We start from the raw sequence: 17,749 nt of genomic DNA on the forward strand, positions 1-17,749 counted from the left end.
GACCCGACCGCTCACGCCGCTCCCCCGCGGTACGTGCGCCGCAGCCGGCCGCCCAGGCGCGTGACGATCTCGTAGTTGATCGTGTCCGCGGCCTCCGCCCAGTCGTCCGCGCCCGGCACGCCTGTCGCGGGATCGCCGAACAGCACGACCTCGTCGCCGACCGCGACCTCGGCGTCGCCGACGTCCACTACGAACTGGTCCATCGCGACCCGGCCCGAGACGCGATAGCGCTTGCCGGCGATGGACACCGGGCCTCTGCCCGACGCGTGGCGTGGGATGCCCTCGGCGTATCCGAGCGGGACGAGCGCGAGGGTGGTCTCGGCCTCCGTGCGGTAGGTGTAGTCGTAGGAGACGCCCGTGCCCGCAGCCACCCGGCGCACCGCCGCGACCCGGCCGCGCAGCGTCATCGCCGGGCGGAGTCCCAGCTCGACCGCCGACGCGGCGCCGAACGGGCTGAGCCCGTAGACCGCCAGCCCGAACCGCACCAGGTTGAACCGCGACTCCGGGAGGCTGAGTGCGGCGGCGCTGGCGGCGATGTGTCGGAGCTCGGGATGCAGCCCTGCCGCCTCCGCGCGCTCGATGCCCCAGGCGAACGCGGCGATCGCCGCCCGGTCGTCGTCGGGCGACGCGTTCGACAGGTGGCTGAAGAGGCCGCGCACCACGAGGGCGCCCGACTCTTCGAGCTCGTGGGCGCGTGCGACGACGGCCTCCCACTCGGACGCGGGGATGCCGTTGCGGCTGAGCCCTGTCTCCAGCTTGAGCTGCACGAATGCCGTGCGGTCGGCGCTGCCGGCGGCGGCCGCGGCCTCGAGCTGCGCGCGCGACGAGATGCCCACATCCAGGCCCGCGGCGACGGCGGCCGCGAAATCCTCGTCCGGGTCGTGCAGCCACGCGAGCACCGGAGCATCGACGCCCGCCTCGCGCAGCGCGAGCCCCTCGGAGATGTCGGCGACGCCCAGCCAGTCCGCCCCGCCGGCGAGCGCGGCGCGAGCGCACTCGACCGCGCCGTGCCCGTAGGCGTTCGCCTTCACCACGGCCATCACGTGTTCGGTTCCGGCGATCTCGCGCAGGCGTGCGACGTTCGCGCTCACCGCGTCCAGGTCGACGACGGCCTCCCGGAATGCGCCGCTCACGCGTCGCGCTCCAGCACGACGAACGCGGAGGCGATCCCGGCATCGTGCGACATCGACACGTGGATGTGCGCGATGCCGCGCTCGGCGACCTGGCGTCCGACGACGTTGTGCAGCACGAAACCCGGGTTCCTCTCTTCGTCGGGCACGATCTCCATGTCGTGCCAGCGCACGCCCTCCGAGCCGCCGAGCGCCTTGATCAACGCCTCCTTGGCGGCGAAGCGCGCGGCGAGGGAGTGCACAGGCAGGCCGCGCTCGGCCTCCGTGAAGAGGCGCTCGCGCAGCTTCGGGGTGCGCTCCAGCGATCGGGCGAAGCGCGCCAGATCGACGACGTCGATCCCGATGCCGGCGATCACGACGGCCTACTCCACAGTGACGGACTTGGCCAGGTTGCGCGGCTGGTCCACATCCAGGCCCTTGGCCGCCGACAGCTCCATGGCGAAGATCTGCAGCGGGACCACCGACAGCAGCGGCTCGAACAGCGGCGCCGCCAGCGGGATGCGGATGACCTCGTCGGCGAACGGCAGCACAGCGGCGTCCCCGGCCTCGGCGATCGCGATGACGCGGGCGCCGCGGGCGCGGATCTCCTGGATGTTGGAGACGACCTTCTTGTGCAGCTCGTCCGACCAGCGCGGGCTCGGCACCACGACGAAGACGGGCTGGCCCGGCTCGATCAGCGCGATCGGGCCGTGCTTGAGCTCACCGGCGGCGAAGCCCTCCGCGTGGATGTACGCCAGCTCCTTGAGCTTGAGCGCACCCTCCAGGGCGATCGGGTAGCCGACGTGACGGCCGAGGAAGAGCACGGAGCGGGTGTCCGACATCCAGTGCGCGAGCTGGGCGATCGTCCCGTGCGCCTCGAGCACGGTGGCGATCTTCTCCGGCACGGCCTGGAGCTCGGCGACCGCGTCGCGCTGCTGCGCGGCGGACAGCGTGCCGCGCACCCGCCCGAGGTGGAGGCCGAAGAGGTAGAGCGCGGTGATCTGCGCGACGAACGCCTTGGTCGAGGCGACCGCGACCTCCGGGCCGGCGTGCGTGTACAGCGCCGCGTCGGACTCGCGCGGGATGGTGGCGCCCTGCGTGTTGCAGACCGAGATCGCCTTGGCGCCGGCCTCGCGGGCGTACTTGACCGCCATCAGCGTGTCCATCGTCTCGCCGGACTGGCTGATCGAGATGACCAGCGTGCCCGCGGTGAGGACCGGCTCGCGGTAGCGGAACTCGTGGCTGAGCTCGACCGTGACGGGGACGCGCGCCCACTTCTCGATCGCGTAGCTGCCGACCAGGCCGGCGTAGGCGGCGGTGCCGCAGGCGACGATGGTGATGCGGTCGATGCCCTGAAGGAAGTCGTCGCCGATCGCGTCGAGCTCCGGGATGTGCACGGTCTCGTCCACGATGCGGCCGCGCAGCGTGTTCGCCACGGCGTCCGGCTCCTCGGCGATCTCCTTCGCCATGAACGACGACCAGCCGCCCTTCTCGGCGGCGGAGGCGTCCCAGGCGACCTCGAAGGGCTCCACCTCGACCGGTACGCCGGAGAAGTCGGTGACGGTGACGGAGTCGGGGGTGATCGTGACGATCTGGTCCTGGCCGATCGCGAGCGCGCGGCGGGTGTGCTCGACGAACGCCGCGACGTCGGAGCCGAGGAAGTTCTCGCCCTCGCCGAGGCCGATCACCAGCGGGGAGTTGCGGCGGGCGCCGACGACGACGTGCGGCTGGTCCTGGTGCAGGGCGAGCAGCGTGAAGGCGCCCTCCAGCCGCGACACGACGCGCTGGAACGCCTCGCTCAGGTCGCCGGTGGCGCGGTACTCGCGGCCCAGCAGCACGGCTGCGACCTCGGTGTCCGTCTCTGACTCGAACGAGAAGCCGTCGGCGAGCAGCTCGTCCTTCAGGCTCGCGAAGTTCTCGATGATGCCGTTGTGGATGACGGCGAGCCGGCCGTCGTCGCCCAGGTGCGGGTGCGCGTTGCGGTCGGTCGGGCCGCCGTGCGTCGCCCAGCGGGTGTGGCCGATGCCGGTGCCGCCGTTGGGGATCGGATTGACGGTGAGGTCGTCGGCGAGCACGGCCAGCTTGCCGGCCTTCTTCGCCGTCCCGAGGCGCCCGTCAGGGGCGATGACGGCGACGCCGGCCGAGTCGTAGCCGCGATACTCGAGGCGCTTCAGACCGCCGAGCAGCACCTCCAGGCTCTTGTCGGTACCGACATACCCCACGATTCCACACATGCACCCGAGTCTATCGCGGGCGCACCTTAGACTTTTCTCCTATGGCTGAGAACGGCGCCGCTCGCGGCGGATCCACGGCGAACGGCGAGTCCAGCACCCCCTTCGTGGAGCTGAGCCGGTCCGACTGGGCCGAGCTGGCGCAGAACACCCGGCTGCCGCTGAACGCGACCGAGATCGTGCAGCTCCGCGGTCTCGGCGATCCGCTGGACCTGCGGGAGGTCGAGGAGGTCTACCTGCCGCTCAGCCGGCTGCTCAACCTGTACGTCGGCGGCACCAAGCAGCTCCACCGCGTCACGAGCGACTTCCTCGGCGAGCGCGCCCAGCCGACGCCCTTCGTGATCGGCGTCGCGGGCTCCGTAGCGGTCGGCAAGTCGAGCATCGCCCGCCTGATGCGCGAGCTGCTCTCGCGCTGGGACGACACCCCGCGCGTCGAGCTGGTGACGACGGACGGCTTCCTCCTCCCGAACGCGGAGCTGGAGCGGCGCGGCCTGATGGAGCGCAAGGGCTTCCCCGAGTCGTACGACCGCCGCGCGCTGCTGCGGTTCGTCAGCGCGGTGAAGAGCGGGGCGCCGGAGGTGCGCGCGCCCTTCTACTCGCACCTCAGCTACGACATCGTGTCGGACGCGGAGATCGTCGTCCGCCGGCCGGACGTCCTGATCGTGGAAGGCCTCAACGTCCTCCAGCCCGCGGGAGGCGGCAACCGGCTCGCCGTGAGCGACCTCTTCGACTTCAGCGTGTACGTGGACGCCAGGACGCGCGACATCGCGCACTGGTACGAGGAGCGCTTCCTCAAGCTGCAGCGCGGCGCGTTCGCCAACCCCAAGTCGTACTTCCACCGGTACGCGCAGCTGACCGAGGAGCAGGCCAGGGCGCGGGCCGCGTCGATCTGGACGGCGATCAACGAGCCCAACCTCATCCAGAACATCCGGCCGACGCGGTCGCGCGCCAAGCTCGTGCTGCGCAAGGAAGCCGACCACACGGTCAGCTCGGTGCTGCTCCGCAAGCTCTGACAGGGGTCCGCACGCATCGCGCGCAAAGGGCGGGTGCTCGAAGACTCTGGCCCGGCGTTCGCGCATCCCGTAGTCATGGGGTATGGCAACACCTCGATCACACGCTGCTCAGCTCTTCGGCCGGCGGGTCCGCACAGCGCGAGTAGCGCTGGGCGTCAGCCAGGATGAGATCGCCCAGCTCGCGAACATGCACGTGACCAACTACGGCCGCGTGGAGCGTGGCGAGGCCAACTCCGAGCTCCACACCATCGTCCGCCTCGCGACGGCCCTCGGCGTGGACCCCGGAGAACTCCTGACCGGGTTGTTCGGCGACGGGATGCTCCCCGATCGCCAGCACGCGTACTCGGTCGCCGACTTCATCGCGGCCAAGCGCGCCCAGGAGTCACGGTAGCCAGGTATATATGCACTGTGGATAAGTGCGTATAGTTTCCATCCTCTGGGAAAAGACCACACAGGAAAACAGAGTAGACGCATGTCGTCCCCGCGCTTCGAAGCAGCCCGCATCCTGGGCGGCCGTCTCCGTACCCGTCGCGTCGAGCTGGGCCTCTCCCGTACGAGGTGGCCAACCTCAGCCAGGTCGACGTCGCCAACTACGGCAAAGTCGAGCGCGGCGCCGGCAACCCGACGCTGCTGACACTGTTGCAGCTCGCCGTCACGCTCGAGACCGAGCCTGGCGCACTGCTCGAGGGTCTGGCCGACGTCGCCCTCCTGCCGGAGCGCACGCGGCCGTTCTCGGTCTCCGACTTCGTGCGCGAGCAGAACGCCCGGATGGACCGGGAAGCCGCGGAGAAGTAGCTCCGCCGCCTGCCACGGCCGGGCTAGACGCCCAACCGCTCCCGCACGACGTCCGCCAGCTCGTTCGCGAGGCGCTCGGCCGTGTGCTGGTCGGCAGCCTCCACCATGACGCGCACCAGCGGCTCGGTGCCGGACGGGCGCAGCAGCACCCGGCCGGTGTCGCCCAGCGCCGCCTCGGCGGTCTGGACGGCGAGCTGCAGCGGCTCGTCCGTGTGGACGGCGTGGTGGTCCACACCTTTCACGTTGACCATCACCTGCGGGTACACGGTCATCACCTTGGCCAGCTCGGACAGCGGCTTGCGCTGACGCGCCATCTCGCTGAGGAGGTGGAGGCCGGTCAGGATGCCGTCGCCGGTGGTCGCGAACTCGCGCATGATGACGTGGCCCGACTGCTCGCCGCCGAGGGCGTAGTCGTTCTGGTTCATCTCCTCGAGCACGTAACGGTCGCCGACGGCGGTCTCGACGATCCGGATGCCGTGCTCGCGCATAGCGATCTTGAGGCCGAGGTTGCTCATCACGGTCGCGACGAGCGTGTCGTCGGTGAGCTTGCCGCGCTCCTTCATGCCGACCGCGAGGATCGCCATGATCTGGTCGCCGTCGACGACGTTGCCGTCGGCGTCGATCGCGAGGCAGCGGTCGGCGTCGCCGTCGTGGGCGATTCCGACGTCCGCGCCGGCCGCGAGGACGGCCCTCGCCAGGTTGTCGAGGTGGGTCGAGCCGACGCCGTCGTTGATGTTCATGCCGTCGGGCGAGTCGCCGATGACGGTCACGCGGGCGCCCGAGTCGGTGAACACCTCTGGCGAGATGCCGGCAGCCGCGCCGTGAGCGCAGTCGAGCACGACGTGGATGCCGTCGAGCCGGTGCGGGAGGCTCGCCAGCAAGTGCACGACGTAGCGGTCCTCCGCGTCGGCGAAGCGGCGGATGCGGCCCACATCGGCGCCGGTCGGAGTCAGTTTCTCCATCTCGAGGTGCTGCTCGATGCGGTCCTCGACGATGTCGGGGAGCTTGGTGCCGCCGCGCGCGAAGATCTTGATCCCGTTGTCGGGGGCGGGGTTGTGCGACGCCGACACCATGACACCGAAGTCGGCGTCGAAGTCGGCGATCAGGAACGCCGCGGCCGGCGTCGGGATGACACCGGCGTCGTAGACGTCGATGCCCGAGCTGGCCAGCCCGGCCGCGACAGCGGCCGAGAGGAACTCGCCGGAGACCCTGGGGTCCCTGGCGACGATGGCGCGCGGGCGTTTGCCCGCAGCGCGCCGCGCCTCGGCGCTGCGGCCTCGCGTCAGGACAGCAGCAGCTGCCTGAGCGAGGCCGAGCGCGAGGTCGGCGGTGAGAGGACCGTTCGCGAGTCCGCGGACTCCGTCGGTTCCGAAAAGGCGGGGCATGGACCGAAGCCTAAACGCTCGCGAGCGTCAACGCTTGGAGAACTGCGAAGCCTTGCGGGCCTTCTTGAGACCGGCCTTCTTGCGCTCGGTGACGCGCGCGTCACGGGTGAGGAAGCCGGCCTTCTTGAGGGTCGGACGGTTGTTCTCGCGGTCGATCTCGTTCAGCGCGCGGGCGATGGCGAGGCGCAGAGCGCCGGCCTGACCCGACGGGCCGCCGCCGGTGATGCGGGCGACGACGTCGTAGGAGCCGATGAGGTCGAGGACCTTGAACGGGTCCGTGATGAGCTGCTGGTGCAGCTTGTTCGGGAAGTAGTCCGCGAACTCACGGCCGTTGACCGTGATGGTGCCGGCACCGGGGACCAGGCGCGCACGCGCGATGGCCTCCTTGCGGCGGCCGACGGCTGCGCCGGGCACGGAGAGGACGGGACGCGGGGCCGCGGGGGCCGCGCTCTCGGGGGTCTCGGTCGAGTAGGACTCGACGTTCTCGGCAACCTGGGCCGAGTCGATGCTGTCTGCGATCTTCGCCACGATGGTGATAATCCTTTGTCTTTAAGTCAGTCGTGAAGGTCTGGATCGCTTACTGGGCGACCTGGCCGAGCGTGTACTGCTTCGGCTGCTGGGCGGCGTGCGGGTGCTCGCTTCCGGTGTAGACCTTCAGCTTGCGGAGCTGGGCGCGGCCGAGGGAGGTCTTCGGCAGCATGCCGCGGACAGCCTTCTCGACGGCGCGGACCGGGTTCTTCTCGAGGAGCTCCGAGTACGTGGTGGCCTTGAGGCCGCCCGGGTAGCCCGAGTGACGGTAGGCCTTCTTCTGAGCCGCCTTCTGGCCGGTGAGGGCCACCTTGTCGGCGTTCACGATGATGACGAAGTCGCCCATGTCCATGTGGGGGGCGAAGGTCGCCTTGTGCTTGCCGCGGAGGAGGGCGGCGGTGTGGCTGGCGAGACGGCCGAGCACGACGTCGGTCGCGTCGATGACGACCCAGTCGCGCTGGATCTCGTCTGCCTTCGGGGAATAAGTGCGCGTCACAGTAGTGGCTGCTTTCTGTATCGAACGGAGGAGTTCGTGAATCCCGCTCCGATGGGGGTTCTCGTCTCGATGAGGCGGGAACCGGGGCCGGTGGAGGGCTCACGTTCGTGGGTCGCGCCGCAGTGTGGCGCGGACACCAAGGGTCAATACTACGCGACACGCCCGGGGAGGGTCAAACCGGGGCGACGCCGGCCGCCGGCGCGGCGGTCAGAGCGACCGCAGCGCCCGCGTCTGCTCCGCCCGCAGCGCGAGCTCCGCGTCCTCCGGGTATCCGACCTCCATCAGCGTCAGCCCGCGCGCAGGCATCACCTTGAAGGCGTTGGTGCGGGCGCGTCCGTCGCGCAGCTCGATCAGGTCACCGGGAGTCAGATCCCCTTCGCCCACCGCGACGCACCCGCCGACCAGTGCGCGGACCATGCTGTGGCAGAACGCGTCGGCCACGACCTCCCCCACCAGCACGCCGTCGTCGTCGCGTGTCCAGGAGAAGTCGAGCAGGGTACGGATCGTGGTCGCGCCCACCCGCGCCTTGCAGTAACTGGCGAAGTCGTGGAGGCCGAGCAGGCCGTGCGCGGCCAGGTCCATCGCGTCGGCGTCGAGGTCCGCCGAGACCCAGGCCGTCCGGTGTCGCTGCAGCGGATCGCGGAGCGAGGCACGATCGGCGACCCGGTATTCGTAGCGTCGCCAGACCGCGGAGAAGCGCGCGTCGAACCCGGCAGGGGCCTCGCTCGCGCGCAGCACCACGGCGTCCGCCACCGGCCCGAGAACGCCGTTGAGCCGCCGGGCCAGCGCGTCGGGCGCGTCGAGCGGGGGCCGCTTGCCGTGCGGCTTGCTCAGGATCGCCACCTGCCCGGGGCCGAGGTCGACGTGCGCCACCTGCGCCCGCGCGTGGACCCCGGCGTCGGTGCGGCCCGCGACCGTCAGTGTGGGGGGCTCGCCCGCACGGCGGAAGATCGTCGCAAGCGCGTCCTCCAGGGCACCCTGCACGGTCCGCAGCCCCGGCTGTCGTCCCCAGCCGTTGAAGTCGGTGCCCTGGTAGGCGATGTCGAGCCGGAATCGGGTCGCCTCGTCGGTCATCCCTCGATTCTAGGGAAACCGCTCAGTACTCACGGACGAGGGCGGTCTCGCCGAACGTCGTGACGAACCCCATCCCCGTGTAGAGGCTGTCGGCGCCGGTCGGGCTGGCCGCGTCCACATCGAGCACGGCCTTCTGCCAGCCGCGGCGGCTGCTCTCAGTGAGCACGGCGCTCAGCAGCGCAGGCGCGATGCGCCGGCCGCGGTGCGCGCGGGTGACCGCGACGGTCGAGATGTACGGGCCGGAGAAGCCCTGCCCTGGCCAATCGTCCGGGTTCACGTCGCAGAGGACCACTCCGGCTACGTCCTCGCCGGCCAGCGCGACGAAGGACACCTCTGGAGCGAACGTCCCGCCGATCAGCGACTCCCACTGCTCGTCGCTGAGCGGCTGGCTCCCCCAGTGGTCGCGGAAGGCCTCGTCCCGCGCCGCGTGCACCGCGTCGGCGAGGTCGCTCGTGTACGGCACGATCCGCACGGCTTCCGTCGGGGTCACCTCGGGGATCGGGAGTGCCAGGTCGCGCTCCATCGTGTGGAACCAGCGGGCCGCCCTGAAACCGGCGGCCGTCAGCAGCCGCTCGCGATCCGGCGCCCGGCGGTCCGCATAGCCCACCAGCCAGCCCGGCAGCGCCGTCTCGATCGTCGCCAGCTTCTGCTCCCCGCGCGCCCGCTGCCAGGCGAGCAGCTCGCGGCCGATGCCCTTCCCGCGGTGATCCGGGTGCACGGCGCCGTTCATGAACTCGCGCACCAGGGAGACCTGCCGGGGCGGCTCCAGCACCGAGCCGACCGCCAGCACCGAGCCGTCGTGCCCCTGCGCGAGGAGGGTGTCCCGCTCCAGGTCGAGGAAGCTGAAGGCGAGCTCGTCCGCCAGCTCCTCCCGCGTCGTGAGGTAGTTGGGATGGTCGGCTGCGTCGCTCGCCCGCAGCACCGCGAGCACGGCGTCGGTGTCGGACTCCGCGATCGGGCGCCACTCGGCGACCAGCGGATGCCGCGGCCGGTACGTCGGCGGCGCCTCCACGCGCTCGCTCAGCGGTGGGAGGTGCGCTTCGACGATCTCAGGCCCCGGCATCCGGCCAGCCTAGCGGCGGCGGCCGAGGTCCGCCGTCGGCGTCCGCGCGGTCTCCCGCGCGGTCAGCGCCGCCAGCGTCACGACCACCGCGATCACCGCGGTGAAGACCGAGATCACGATCCAGCCGTCGGGCCCGGTTCCGCCCATCGCCGTGACGATGCTCGGCGCGAAGCCGGCCATCAGGAAGCCGAGCTGCGTCCCGATCGCGACGCCCGAGAAGCGCACCTCGCGCGGGAACATCTCGTTGTAGAACGACGGCCAGACGGCGTTCGCCGCCGCGTACCCGCAGGAGAACACCGCCACCGCCAGCAGGAAGGTGACCCAGACCTCCGAACCGGACATCGAGCGCAGGTAGAACGGCATCAGCACGGCGCTCGCCAGCGCGCCGTAGATGAACACGGGCTTCCGGCCGATCCGGTCGGCGAGCATCCCGAACAGCGGCTGCGTCACGAGCGCCACGATGTTCGCCACGACGACCAGCCAGAGCGTCACTGAGGCTGCAAGGCCCGCGTCCGTTCCGTACGCGATCGCCAGATTGCCGAACACCGTCGACACCGCCGCGATCATGGCGAGGAACACCACCCGCAGCACGTCCCGCCAGTGCGAGCGCAGCAGTCCGACCAGCGGCAGCTTCTCGATCTCGCCGCCCTCGGCCGCGCTGACGAACTCCGGCGACTCCGGCAGCGACCGGCGCACCACGAACGCGACGACGACCACGACGGCCGACAGCCAGAACGGGATGCGCCAGCCCACCGAGTACAGCACATCCTCCGGCAGCGCCATGATCGGGATGAACGCGATGGCCGCGAGCACCTGGCCGCCCTGGGTGCCGGTCAGCGTCCACGACGTGAAGAAGGCGCGCCGGCCGTCCGGTGCGTGCTCCAGCGTCATGGAGCTCGCCCCGGCCTGCTCCCCTGCGGCCGACAGCCCCTGGAGCAGCCGGCAGAGCACCAGCAGCACGGGGGCGAGCCAGCCGACGGTCTCGAAGGTCGGCAGGCAGCCGATCGCGAAGGTGGAGAACCCCATCAGCGCGAGCGTGAAGACCAGCACCTTCCTGCGGCCGATGCGGTCGCCGAAGTGGCCGAGGACCACCGCGCCCACCGGACGCGCCACGTAGGCGAATCCGAACGTCGCGAACGACATCACCCGCGCTGTCGTGTCAGCGTCGGGGAAGAAGATGTGCGGGAAGATCAGGGCGGCGGCCGACCCGAAGATGAAGAAGTCGTAGTACTCGACGGCCGAGCCGAGGAATCCGGCGACGGCCGCGCGCACCGGAGTCCGCGTACGCGTGGGGGATGGAGCGACGGTGGTCATCGTCGACACTCGTTTCTTTGGTAGCTGTTTCGATCCGCCGGGCGCGCCCGGTACGGATCAACGGTCCGCGGTGAGGAGCGCGACGATCATGTCGCCGAGCATCCGCCGGTAGTGGCCGGCGCGCGACTGGTTCAGCAGATCGCGGCCGAAGAGGTACCCGAACGTGTGGCGGTTGGCCACCGGGAACACGCAGAAGGAGCTGATCGCCATGTGCACGTCTGTGGCGTCGATGTCGTCGCGGAACACGCCAGCAGCCCGTCCGCGCCGCAGCACCTCGTCGATCAGCTCGAGAGCGGGGAGCGCCAGGCTCTCCGGCTCGCCCACCTCGCGCAGGAACGCGGCGCGGTGGATGTTCTCGATCGCCACGAGCCGCACGAAGTCCTGGCGGCTGGTGTGGTGGTCGAAGGTCCGTTCGGCGATGGCGCGGATGGCCTCCACCGGCGCGAGATCGGAGACGTCGAGCTGCTGCTCGTAGCCGCGCATCTCGGCGTAGGCGGCCTCCAGCACGCTCACGTAGAGCTGCTCCTTGCCGCCGAAGTAGTAGTAGATCATCCGCTTCGTCGTGGACATCCGCCGTGCGATCTCGTCCACGCGGGCTCCGGAGAAACCGCGGTCGGCGAACTCCTGGGACGCGACGGCGAGGATCTCGGCGCGCGTGCGCTCCGCGTCGCGGATCCGCTCGTGATCCAGCCGGGCCATCCCGCCTCCTCGCTAATGAACTATCTGGTACGTTAAGAAACCCCGTGGCGCTTTGTCAAGCGGCGCGGTTCCGCACGATGGTCGAGGAGGACGCATGAGCGTGGTCGGAGAGTCGTACCTGGTCGGTCTCCTGGGCGACGGCGTCCTGCCCTCGCTGACACCTCCGCTGCACGAGCGGGAGGCCGACGAGCACGGGCTGCGCTACCTCTACCGCCCCATCGACCTGCTGGCACTCGACACCGAGGGACAGGACCTGGATCCGATCCTCGAGTGGCTCCTCGACGCAGCGATGCAGCTCGGGTTCGACGCGGTCAACATCACCCACCCGTTCAAACAGCGCGTTCTGCGCTACCTCGATGCCACGTCGCCTTCTGCCGAATCCATCGGAGCGGTCAACACCGTCCTCCTCACCGGCGGTCGGCGTATCGGGCACAACACCGACGTGAGCGGTTTCGCGTCCGCGCTCCGGGATGGGCTTCCAGGCGCTCCCCTGGATCATGTGGTGGTGATCGGCGCCGGGGGCGCGGGCGCCGCCGTGACGAGTGCCCTCCTTCAAGCGGGCGCGCTCCGCGTCACCATCGCCGATCTCAGCGCCGCGCGCGCGGACGCACTGGCAGCGAGCCTCACTCCCCGATTCCCGGAGGCCGTCATCCGCGGCATCGACTCGATCGCGCTCCCTGAGGAGCTGAGCCATGGGACGGATGCCGTCACGGGACTGGTCAACGCCAGCTTCGTCGGCATGCACACCCATCCCGGCATCCCCCTCGACCCCGCGCTGCTGCGGCCGAGCCTCTGGGTGGCGGACGTCGTCTACCGGCCGGTCGACACCGAGCTCGTGCGCGCAGCACGGGAGGCCGGCTGCCGCACGCTCGACGGCGGCGGCATGGCCGTCGGCCAGGCGGCGGACGCGTTCCAGCTCATCACCGGCGTCGAGCCCGACCGGGAGCGGATGCGCGCCCACTTCGCCGAGATGATCCGGGAGGGCCGCTGATGCGCACCTCCATCGCGACGGTCTGCCTGTCCGGGACGCTCGTCGACAAGCTGCACGCCATCGCCGACGCCGGGTTCGACGCCGTGGAGGTCTTCGAGCCCGACCTGATCGCCGCACCGCAGTCGCCAGAGGAGGTGCGGGCGCTCTGCGACCGGCTCGGCCTGCGGATCGCGCTCTACCAGCCGTTCCGCGACGCCGAGGGAGTGACCGAGCCGGAGTTCGCGCAGATCCTGCGCCGGGCGGAGGCGAAGTTCGTGCTCATGGACCGGCTCGGTGTCGACACGGTGCTGGTGTGCAGCAACGTCGCCACCGCCTCGATCGACGACGACGCGGTCTCCGCGGCCCAGCTCGCCCGCCTCGCCGACCGCGCGGACGCGCACGGCAAGCGTCTCGCGTTCGAAGCGCTGGCCTGGGGACGGTACATCGACGACTACCGGCGCGCCTGGCGCATCGTGGAGCGGGCCGACCATCCCGCGCTGGGCTTGTGCCTGGACAGCTTCCACATCCTCTCCCGCGGCCACGACCCTGCGGACATCGAGCGGATCCCCGGCGAGAAGATCTTCTTCGTCCAGGTCGCCGACGCCCCGCTGCTGTCGATGGACGTGCTCTCCTGGAGCCGGCACCACCGCCTGTTCCCGGGCGAGGGCGGCTTCGACCTCCCCGCGTTCGTCGGCCACACCCTGCGAGCCGGTTACACCGGTCCGCTGTCGCTGGAGGTCTTCAACGACGTCTTCCGGCAGACCGATCCGGCCCGGACCGCCCGGCACGCCCGCCGATCGCTCACCGTCCTGGAAGACGCGCTCGAGAGCGGCGCTGCCCGCCCCGCTGCCGAGCCCCGCGAGCTCGACCAGGTGGAGGTCAAGGCGCACGACACCGACACCGTGGCCGTCGTGCTGGAGCGGATCGGTTTCGCGCCGCGCGGCCGCCACGTCACGAAGCCGGCCTGGCTCTACGCCGCCGGCGAGGCCCGGATCGTCCTCAACGAGCACAACGCCGCAGGCAGCAGCCCGCACGTCGCCGGTTTCGGTATCCGCACCGACCGGCCGGAGGAGGCCGCCGCCCGCGCGGAGCGCCTCGGCGCGAAACGCGCGTACCGCCGCGTGCTTGACGGGGAGGCCGACCTCCCGGCCGTGCTCGCGCCCGACGGCACCGAGATCCTGGTCAGCGGTCCGGAGAGCAGCCCGGCCTGGCCGGACGAGTTCGCCGGCGGACGCGGAACGCCGGACCCTGCGATCCGCGGCATCGACCACGTCAACCTCACCGAGCCCGCCGCCGACATCGAGGAGGCCGTGCTGTTCTACGGCACAGCGCTCGGCCTCGCCCGCGAGTCATCGGCGGAGCTGGCCGGCCCGGCCGGCCTGGTCCGCAGCCAGGTGCTCCGCTCGGGCGACGGAGCGGTGCGCCTCGCGCTGAACGTCGTCCCGCCGCTCGCGGAACGCGCGGCAACAGCGGCGCAGCGGCACGCGCAGCACGTCGCGATCGCGTGCGACGACCTCCACGGGCTGATCGGCCGCGCGCGAGCGCGGGGACTGCGCACTGTCCCGGTCTCGGCGAACTACTACGACGACCTCGCCGCCCGCTTCGAGCTGCCGCCGGGCGAACTGGAGCGGCTCCGGGAGGCCGGGCTGCTCTACGACCGAGACGCGGCGGGCGAGTACCTGCACTGCTACACCGAGACGGTCGGCTCCGTGTTCTTCGAGCTGGTCGAGCGGCGCGGTCGCTACGACGGCTTCGGCGCCGCCAACACGCCGGTGCGGCTCACCGCGCAGCACAGAACCGCCTGACCACGGCGCGACAACGCGAAACGCCCCGTATCCGTTCGGATGCGGGGCGTTTCGACAGAGTAGCGGAGGTCAGGCCTTCTCGGCCTCGGCCTCAGCGGTGGTCTCCTCGGCGGCCTCGGCGTCGCCGGTGGCCTCCTCGACGACCTCGGCCTCAGCGGCGGCGGTCTCCTCGGACGTGGTGTCCTCGTCGGCCTCTTCCTCGACGACGGGCTCCTCGACCGGGGCGGCCTTCGGCGCGGCGGCCTTCTTGGTCGACTTGGCCTTCGGGGCGACGGGCTCGAGCACGAGCTCGATCTGCGCCATCGGCGCGTTGTCGCCCTTGCGGTAGCCGAGCTTCGTGATGCGGGTGTAGCCGCCCTCACGCTCCGCGACCAGCGGCGCGATCTCGGTGAAGAGCTCGTGCACGACGGACTTGTCGCCGATGACCGCGAGAACGCGACGGCGGGCGTGCAGGTCGCCGCGCTTCGCGAACGTGATCAGACGCTCGGCGTAGGGACGCAGGCGCTTGGCCTTGGTCTCGGTCGTCTTGATGCTCTTGTGCGTGAACAGCGCAGCAGCCAGGTTGGCGAGCATGAGGCGCTCGTGCGCGGGGCCGCCTCCGAGGCGGGGGCCCTTGGTGGGCTTAGGCATGATCGGTTATCTCCAGTAGTGAAAAGTCGAAGGCTTCGCTGACGCGGCCTCAGATGGTGGTGGACTCGTCCTCGTCGTACCCGCTGTAGAAGTGGGCGCCGTCGAACCCGGGAACCGAGTCCTTCAGCGACAGGCCCATCTCGGTCAGCTTGTCCTTGACCTCATCCACCGACTTCTGACCGAAGTTGCGGATGTTCATGAGCTGCGTCTCCGACAGCGAGACGAGCTCGCTGACGGTGTTGATGCCCTCGCGCTTGAGGCAGTTGTACGACCGGACCGACAGGTCGAGGTCCTCGATCGGCATCGACAGCTCGGAGCTGAGCACCTGGTCGACCGGCGCGGGGCCGATCTCGATGCCCTCGGCCGCGCTGTTGAGCTCGCGGGCCAGACCGAACAGCTCGGTCAGCGTGCGGCCGGCGGACGCGATGGCGTCGCGCGGGCTGATCGCAGGCTTGGTCTCGACGTCGACCACGAGGCGGTCGAAGTCGGTGCGCTCGCCGGCACGGGTGGCCTCGACGCGGTAGGTGACCTTGAGGACCGGGGAGTAGATCGAGTCGATCGGGATCTGGCCCGCCTCGCTGTACTCGTTGCGGTTCTGCTGGGCCGAGACGTAGCCGCGGCCGCGCTCGATGGTGAGCTCGACCTCGAACTTCGCCTTGTCGTTCAGGGTGGCGATGACCAGCTCGGGGTTGTGGATCTCCACGCCCGCCGGAGCCGAGATGTCGGCCGCGGTGACCTGGCCGGAGCCGGTCTTGCGGAGGTAGGCGGTGATCGGCTCGTCGTGCTCGCTGGAGACGACCAGGCCCTTGATGTTCAGGATGATCTCGGTGACATCCTCCTTGACACCAGGGACGGTGCTGAACTCGTGCAGCACGCCGTCGATGCGGATGCTGGTGACGGCGGCGCCCGGGATGGAGGAGAGCAGGGTGCGGCGAAGCGAGTTGCCGAGCGTGTAGCCGAAGCCCGGCTCGAGCGGCTCGATGACGAACCGCGAGCGGAACTCGGAGATGTTCTCTTCGGTGAGCGTAGGACGCTGTGCAATGAGCACTATTGATTCCTTTCGGCTGAGTGTCCGCTATATGACACTCGCGTGAGTGAGGTGGGGTTCGTCACGCCGTCAGGCGGCGGTCCTGGAGGACCGCCGCCTGGGCGGACGTGGAAGAGAACTAGACGCGGCGACGCTTCGGCGGGCGGCAGCCGTTGTGCGCCTGGGGGGTGACGTCGTTGATCGAGCCCACCTCGAGGCCGGCGGCCTGGAGCGAACGGATCGCGGTCTCGCGGCCCGAGCCCGGGCCCTTGACGAAGACGTCGACCTTCTTCATCCCGTGCTCCTGCGCCTGGCGGGCGGCCGACTCGGCTGCCAACTGCGCGGCGAACGGGGTGGACTTGCGCGAGCCCTTGAAACCAACTCCACCGGAGGACGCCCACGAGATGACCGCACCGGTGGTGTCGGTGATCGAGACGATGGTGTTGTTGAAGGTGCTCTTGATGTGGGCCTGGCCCACAGCGATGTTCTTCTTTTCCTTCTTGCGCGGCTTGCGAGCGGCCGACTTGGGTGCTGCCATGATGTTTCTCCTTCAGTCCTGGTGTCGGCCTAGCGAGCCTTCTTCTTACCGGCGACGGTACGCTTCGGGCCCTTGCGGGTACGCGCGTTCGTCTTGGTTCGCTGGCCGCGGACCGGGAGGCCCTTGCGGTGGCGGATGCCCTCGTAGCTGCCGATCTCGACCTTGCGGCGGATGTCGGCGGCGACCTCGCGGCGGAGGTCACCCTCGACCTTGAAGTTGCCTTCGATGTAGTCGCGCAGTGCGACGAGCTGGTCGTCGGTCAGGTCCTTGACGCGAATGTCGCCCGAGATCTCGGTCTCGCGAAGGGTCTGCAGCGCACGAGTGCGCCCGACGCCGTAGATGTAGGTGAGTGCGACCTCCACGCGCTTCTCGCGCGGGATGTCGACGCCTGCTAGACGTGCCATGGTGTGGCTTCTCCTGTGATGAGTGGAGGTCTTCAGCGGTCCCGGTGCCCCGGCCTCCTCCGAGGGTGTCCCCCGCATTCGCGCTAGACGGATGCGGGTTCTGGGATCGCTTCGTATTCAGTTGGGTGGTGCTGGTACTGCTGCTGCGATCAGCCCTGGCGCTGCTTGTGGCGCGGGTTCTCGCAGATGACCATGACCCGGCCGTTGCGACGGATGACCTTGCACTTGTCGCAGATCTTCTTGACGGAGGGGTTGACCTTCATTGTGCTGTTACCTTTGTTCGCTGTCCTCGTACCTCGCCAGGGGCTACCCGGTGGCGTGGCCGTTACTTACAGCAGTCCGTTACTTGTAGCGGTAGACGATCCGGCCGCGGGTCAGATCGTAGGGGCTCAGCTCCACGATCACGCGGTCCTCGGGGAGGATACGGATGTAGTGCTGACGCATCTTGCCTGAGATGTGGGCAAGAACCTTGTGACCGTTGGTCAGCTCCACGCGGAACATCGCGTTGGGGAGCGCCTCGATCACAGATCCTTCGATCTCGATGACACCGTCTTTCTTGGCCATAGCCTCACTGTCGCTATTAGTAGTGGTTTGCTGGTCGTGCGTTGACTGGCGCCGGACATGCAGAAAGCACGCCTAAGACACCAAGGATCAATCTTATGGGATAC

21 protein-coding genes are annotated in these 17,749 nt (G+C 69.9%); 5 read left to right on the plus strand and 16 right to left on the minus strand.

The window, feature by feature from the left end:
* Positions 1-11 precede the first annotated feature (11 nt).
* From alr to glmS, 3 genes are read right to left on the minus strand one after another with little or no spacing between them, the layout of a single operon-like run.
* Positions 12-1,133 carry an alanine racemase gene (alr, locus tag ABH923_RS06710; protein WP_370054574.1) on the minus strand — a complete coding sequence of 374 codons (1,122 nt, stop codon included), beginning with the start codon at positions 1,131-1,133 and terminating at the stop codon, positions 12-14.
* Positions 1,130-1,486 (minus strand): holo-ACP synthase, encoded by a 357-nt coding sequence (locus tag ABH923_RS06715; protein ID WP_345834075.1) that lies wholly within the window; start codon positions 1,484-1,486, stop codon positions 1,130-1,132. Before ABH923_RS06715 ends, alr begins: the two co-directional genes overlap by 4 nt.
* Positions 1,487-1,492: 6 nt before the next feature.
* Positions 1,493-3,343: a glutamine--fructose-6-phosphate transaminase (isomerizing) gene (gene glmS / locus ABH923_RS06720; protein WP_370054575.1), complete on the minus strand. Its 1,851-nt coding sequence runs from the start codon at positions 3,341-3,343 to the stop codon at positions 1,493-1,495.
* Positions 3,344-3,384: 41 nt separating this feature from the next.
* On the opposite strand from glmS, the gene coaA reads away from it, so the two are divergent.
* The 3 genes from coaA to ABH923_RS06735 all read left to right on the plus strand — a co-directional run bounded on the left by coaA (position 3,385) and on the right by ABH923_RS06735 (position 5,148).
* On the plus strand, positions 3,385-4,353 hold the full coding sequence (gene coaA / locus ABH923_RS06725) for a type I pantothenate kinase (protein ID WP_370054576.1): 969 nt from the start codon (positions 3,385-3,387) through the stop codon (positions 4,351-4,353).
* 82 nt (positions 4,354-4,435) lie between these two features.
* A complete protein-coding gene (locus ABH923_RS06730; RefSeq protein WP_370054577.1) occupies positions 4,436-4,744 on the plus strand; it encodes a helix-turn-helix domain-containing protein in 309 nt (102 codons plus the stop codon).
* A 167-nt stretch (positions 4,745-4,911) separates the two neighbouring features.
* On the plus strand, positions 4,912-5,148 hold the full coding sequence (locus ABH923_RS06735) for a hypothetical protein (protein WP_370054578.1): 237 nt from the start codon (positions 4,912-4,914) through the stop codon (positions 5,146-5,148).
* Positions 5,149-5,171: 23 nt separating this feature from the next.
* On the opposite strand, the gene glmM is transcribed toward ABH923_RS06735, so the two are convergent.
* The 7 genes from glmM to ABH923_RS06770 all read right to left on the minus strand — a co-directional run bounded on the left by glmM (position 5,172) and on the right by ABH923_RS06770 (position 11,707).
* Positions 5,172-6,533 (minus strand): phosphoglucosamine mutase, encoded by a 1,362-nt coding sequence (gene glmM / locus ABH923_RS06740; protein WP_370054579.1) that lies wholly within the window; start codon positions 6,531-6,533, stop codon positions 5,172-5,174.
* A gap of 27 nt (positions 6,534-6,560) precedes the next feature.
* Entirely contained in the window at positions 6,561-7,061 is a 501-nt protein-coding gene (rpsI, locus tag ABH923_RS06745) for a 30S ribosomal protein S9 (RefSeq protein ID WP_370054580.1), read from the minus strand.
* 49 nt (positions 7,062-7,110) lie between these two features.
* Positions 7,111-7,557, minus strand: a complete 447-nt coding sequence (rplM, locus tag ABH923_RS06750; protein ID WP_345834068.1) for a 50S ribosomal protein L13 — start codon at positions 7,555-7,557, stop codon at positions 7,111-7,113.
* Positions 7,558-7,764: 207 nt separating this feature from the next.
* Entirely contained in the window at positions 7,765-8,631 is an 867-nt protein-coding gene (locus ABH923_RS06755; protein WP_370054581.1) for a tRNA pseudouridine(38-40) synthase TruA, read from the minus strand.
* 22 nt (positions 8,632-8,653) lie between these two features.
* Complete coding sequence (locus ABH923_RS06760; RefSeq protein ID WP_370054582.1) at positions 8,654-9,694, minus strand: GNAT family N-acetyltransferase; 1,041 nt, start codon at positions 9,692-9,694, stop codon at positions 8,654-8,656.
* 9 nt (positions 9,695-9,703) lie between these two features.
* Positions 9,704-11,008, minus strand: a complete 1,305-nt coding sequence (locus ABH923_RS06765) for an MFS transporter (RefSeq protein WP_370054583.1) — start codon at positions 11,006-11,008, stop codon at positions 9,704-9,706.
* A gap of 57 nt (positions 11,009-11,065) precedes the next feature.
* On the minus strand, positions 11,066-11,707 hold the full coding sequence (locus ABH923_RS06770) for a TetR/AcrR family transcriptional regulator (protein ID WP_370054584.1): 642 nt from the start codon (positions 11,705-11,707) through the stop codon (positions 11,066-11,068).
* Positions 11,708-11,801: 94 nt separating this feature from the next.
* On the opposite strand from ABH923_RS06770, the gene ABH923_RS06775 reads away from it, so the two are divergent.
* A complete protein-coding gene (locus tag ABH923_RS06775) occupies positions 11,802-12,698 on the plus strand; it encodes a shikimate dehydrogenase (RefSeq protein ID WP_370054585.1) in 897 nt (298 codons plus the stop codon).
* The gene (locus tag ABH923_RS06780; protein ID WP_370054586.1) at positions 12,698-14,482 is read left to right on the plus strand and encodes a bifunctional sugar phosphate isomerase/epimerase/4-hydroxyphenylpyruvate dioxygenase family protein; all 1,785 of its coding nucleotides are present in this window, start codon (positions 12,698-12,700) and stop codon (positions 14,480-14,482) included. Before ABH923_RS06775 ends, ABH923_RS06780 begins: the two co-directional genes overlap by 1 nt.
* A gap of 69 nt (positions 14,483-14,551) precedes the next feature.
* On the opposite strand, the gene rplQ is transcribed toward ABH923_RS06780, so the two are convergent.
* From rplQ to infA, 6 genes are all read right to left on the minus strand, one after another.
* Positions 14,552-15,112: a 50S ribosomal protein L17 gene (gene rplQ, locus ABH923_RS06785; RefSeq protein ID WP_370054587.1), complete on the minus strand. Its 561-nt coding sequence runs from the start codon at positions 15,110-15,112 to the stop codon at positions 14,552-14,554.
* Positions 15,113-15,161: 49 nt separating this feature from the next.
* Entirely contained in the window at positions 15,162-16,160 is a 999-nt protein-coding gene (locus ABH923_RS06790; RefSeq protein ID WP_345834060.1) for a DNA-directed RNA polymerase subunit alpha, read from the minus strand.
* Positions 16,161-16,278: 118 nt separating this feature from the next.
* Positions 16,279-16,677, minus strand: a complete 399-nt coding sequence (rpsK, locus tag ABH923_RS06795) for a 30S ribosomal protein S11 (RefSeq protein WP_018191944.1) — start codon at positions 16,675-16,677, stop codon at positions 16,279-16,281.
* Positions 16,678-16,706: 29 nt separating this feature from the next.
* On the minus strand, positions 16,707-17,081 hold the full coding sequence (gene rpsM / locus ABH923_RS06800) for a 30S ribosomal protein S13 (protein ID WP_055914002.1): 375 nt from the start codon (positions 17,079-17,081) through the stop codon (positions 16,707-16,709).
* Positions 17,082-17,230: 149 nt separating this feature from the next.
* Positions 17,231-17,344, minus strand: coding sequence for a 50S ribosomal protein L36 (gene rpmJ, locus ABH923_RS06805; protein ID WP_011186712.1), 114 nt, complete (start codon positions 17,342-17,344; stop codon positions 17,231-17,233).
* Between the two features lie 79 nt (positions 17,345-17,423).
* The gene (gene infA, locus ABH923_RS06810) at positions 17,424-17,645 is read right to left on the minus strand and encodes a translation initiation factor IF-1 (protein ID WP_011186713.1); all 222 of its coding nucleotides are present in this window, start codon (positions 17,643-17,645) and stop codon (positions 17,424-17,426) included.
* Positions 17,646-17,749 lie beyond the last annotated feature (104 nt).

Origin of the sequence: Leifsonia sp. EB41 (genome assembly GCF_041262565.1) — a bacterium.
GTDB lineage: Bacteria > Actinomycetota > Actinomycetes > Actinomycetales > Microbacteriaceae > Leifsonia.

Coding starts and splice junctions, on each gene's coding strand:
- glmS (WP_370054575.1), bottom strand. CDS start 3,343: ATGTGTGGAATCGTGGGGTATGTCGGTACCGACAAGAGCCTGGAGGTG.
- coaA (WP_370054576.1), top strand. CDS start 3,385: ATGGCTGAGAACGGCGCCGCTCGCGGCGGATCCACGGCGAACGGCGAG.
- ABH923_RS06730 (WP_370054577.1), top strand. CDS start 4,436: ATGGCAACACCTCGATCACACGCTGCTCAGCTCTTCGGCCGGCGGGTC.
- glmM (WP_370054579.1), bottom strand. CDS start 6,533: ATGCCCCGCCTTTTCGGAACCGACGGAGTCCGCGGACTCGCGAACGGT.
- ABH923_RS06755 (WP_370054581.1), bottom strand. CDS start 8,631: ATGACCGACGAGGCGACCCGATTCCGGCTCGACATCGCCTACCAGGGC.
- ABH923_RS06760 (WP_370054582.1), bottom strand. CDS start 9,694: ATGCCGGGGCCTGAGATCGTCGAAGCGCACCTCCCACCGCTGAGCGAG.
- ABH923_RS06765 (WP_370054583.1), bottom strand. CDS start 11,008: ATGACCACCGTCGCTCCATCCCCCACGCGTACGCGGACTCCGGTGCGC.
- ABH923_RS06770 (WP_370054584.1), bottom strand. CDS start 11,707: ATGGCCCGGCTGGATCACGAGCGGATCCGCGACGCGGAGCGCACGCGC.
- ABH923_RS06775 (WP_370054585.1), top strand. CDS start 11,802: ATGAGCGTGGTCGGAGAGTCGTACCTGGTCGGTCTCCTGGGCGACGGC.
- ABH923_RS06780 (WP_370054586.1), top strand. CDS start 12,698: ATGCGCACCTCCATCGCGACGGTCTGCCTGTCCGGGACGCTCGTCGAC.
- rplQ (WP_370054587.1), bottom strand. CDS start 15,112: ATGCCTAAGCCCACCAAGGGCCCCCGCCTCGGAGGCGGCCCCGCGCAC.
- rpsK (WP_018191944.1), bottom strand. CDS start 16,677: ATGGCAGCACCCAAGTCGGCCGCTCGCAAGCCGCGCAAGAAGGAAAAG.
- rpsM (WP_055914002.1), bottom strand. CDS start 17,081: ATGGCACGTCTAGCAGGCGTCGACATCCCGCGCGAGAAGCGCGTGGAG.
- rpmJ (WP_011186712.1), bottom strand. CDS start 17,344: ATGAAGGTCAACCCCTCCGTCAAGAAGATCTGCGACAAGTGCAAGGTC.
- infA (WP_011186713.1), bottom strand. CDS start 17,645: ATGGCCAAGAAAGACGGTGTCATCGAGATCGAAGGATCTGTGATCGAG.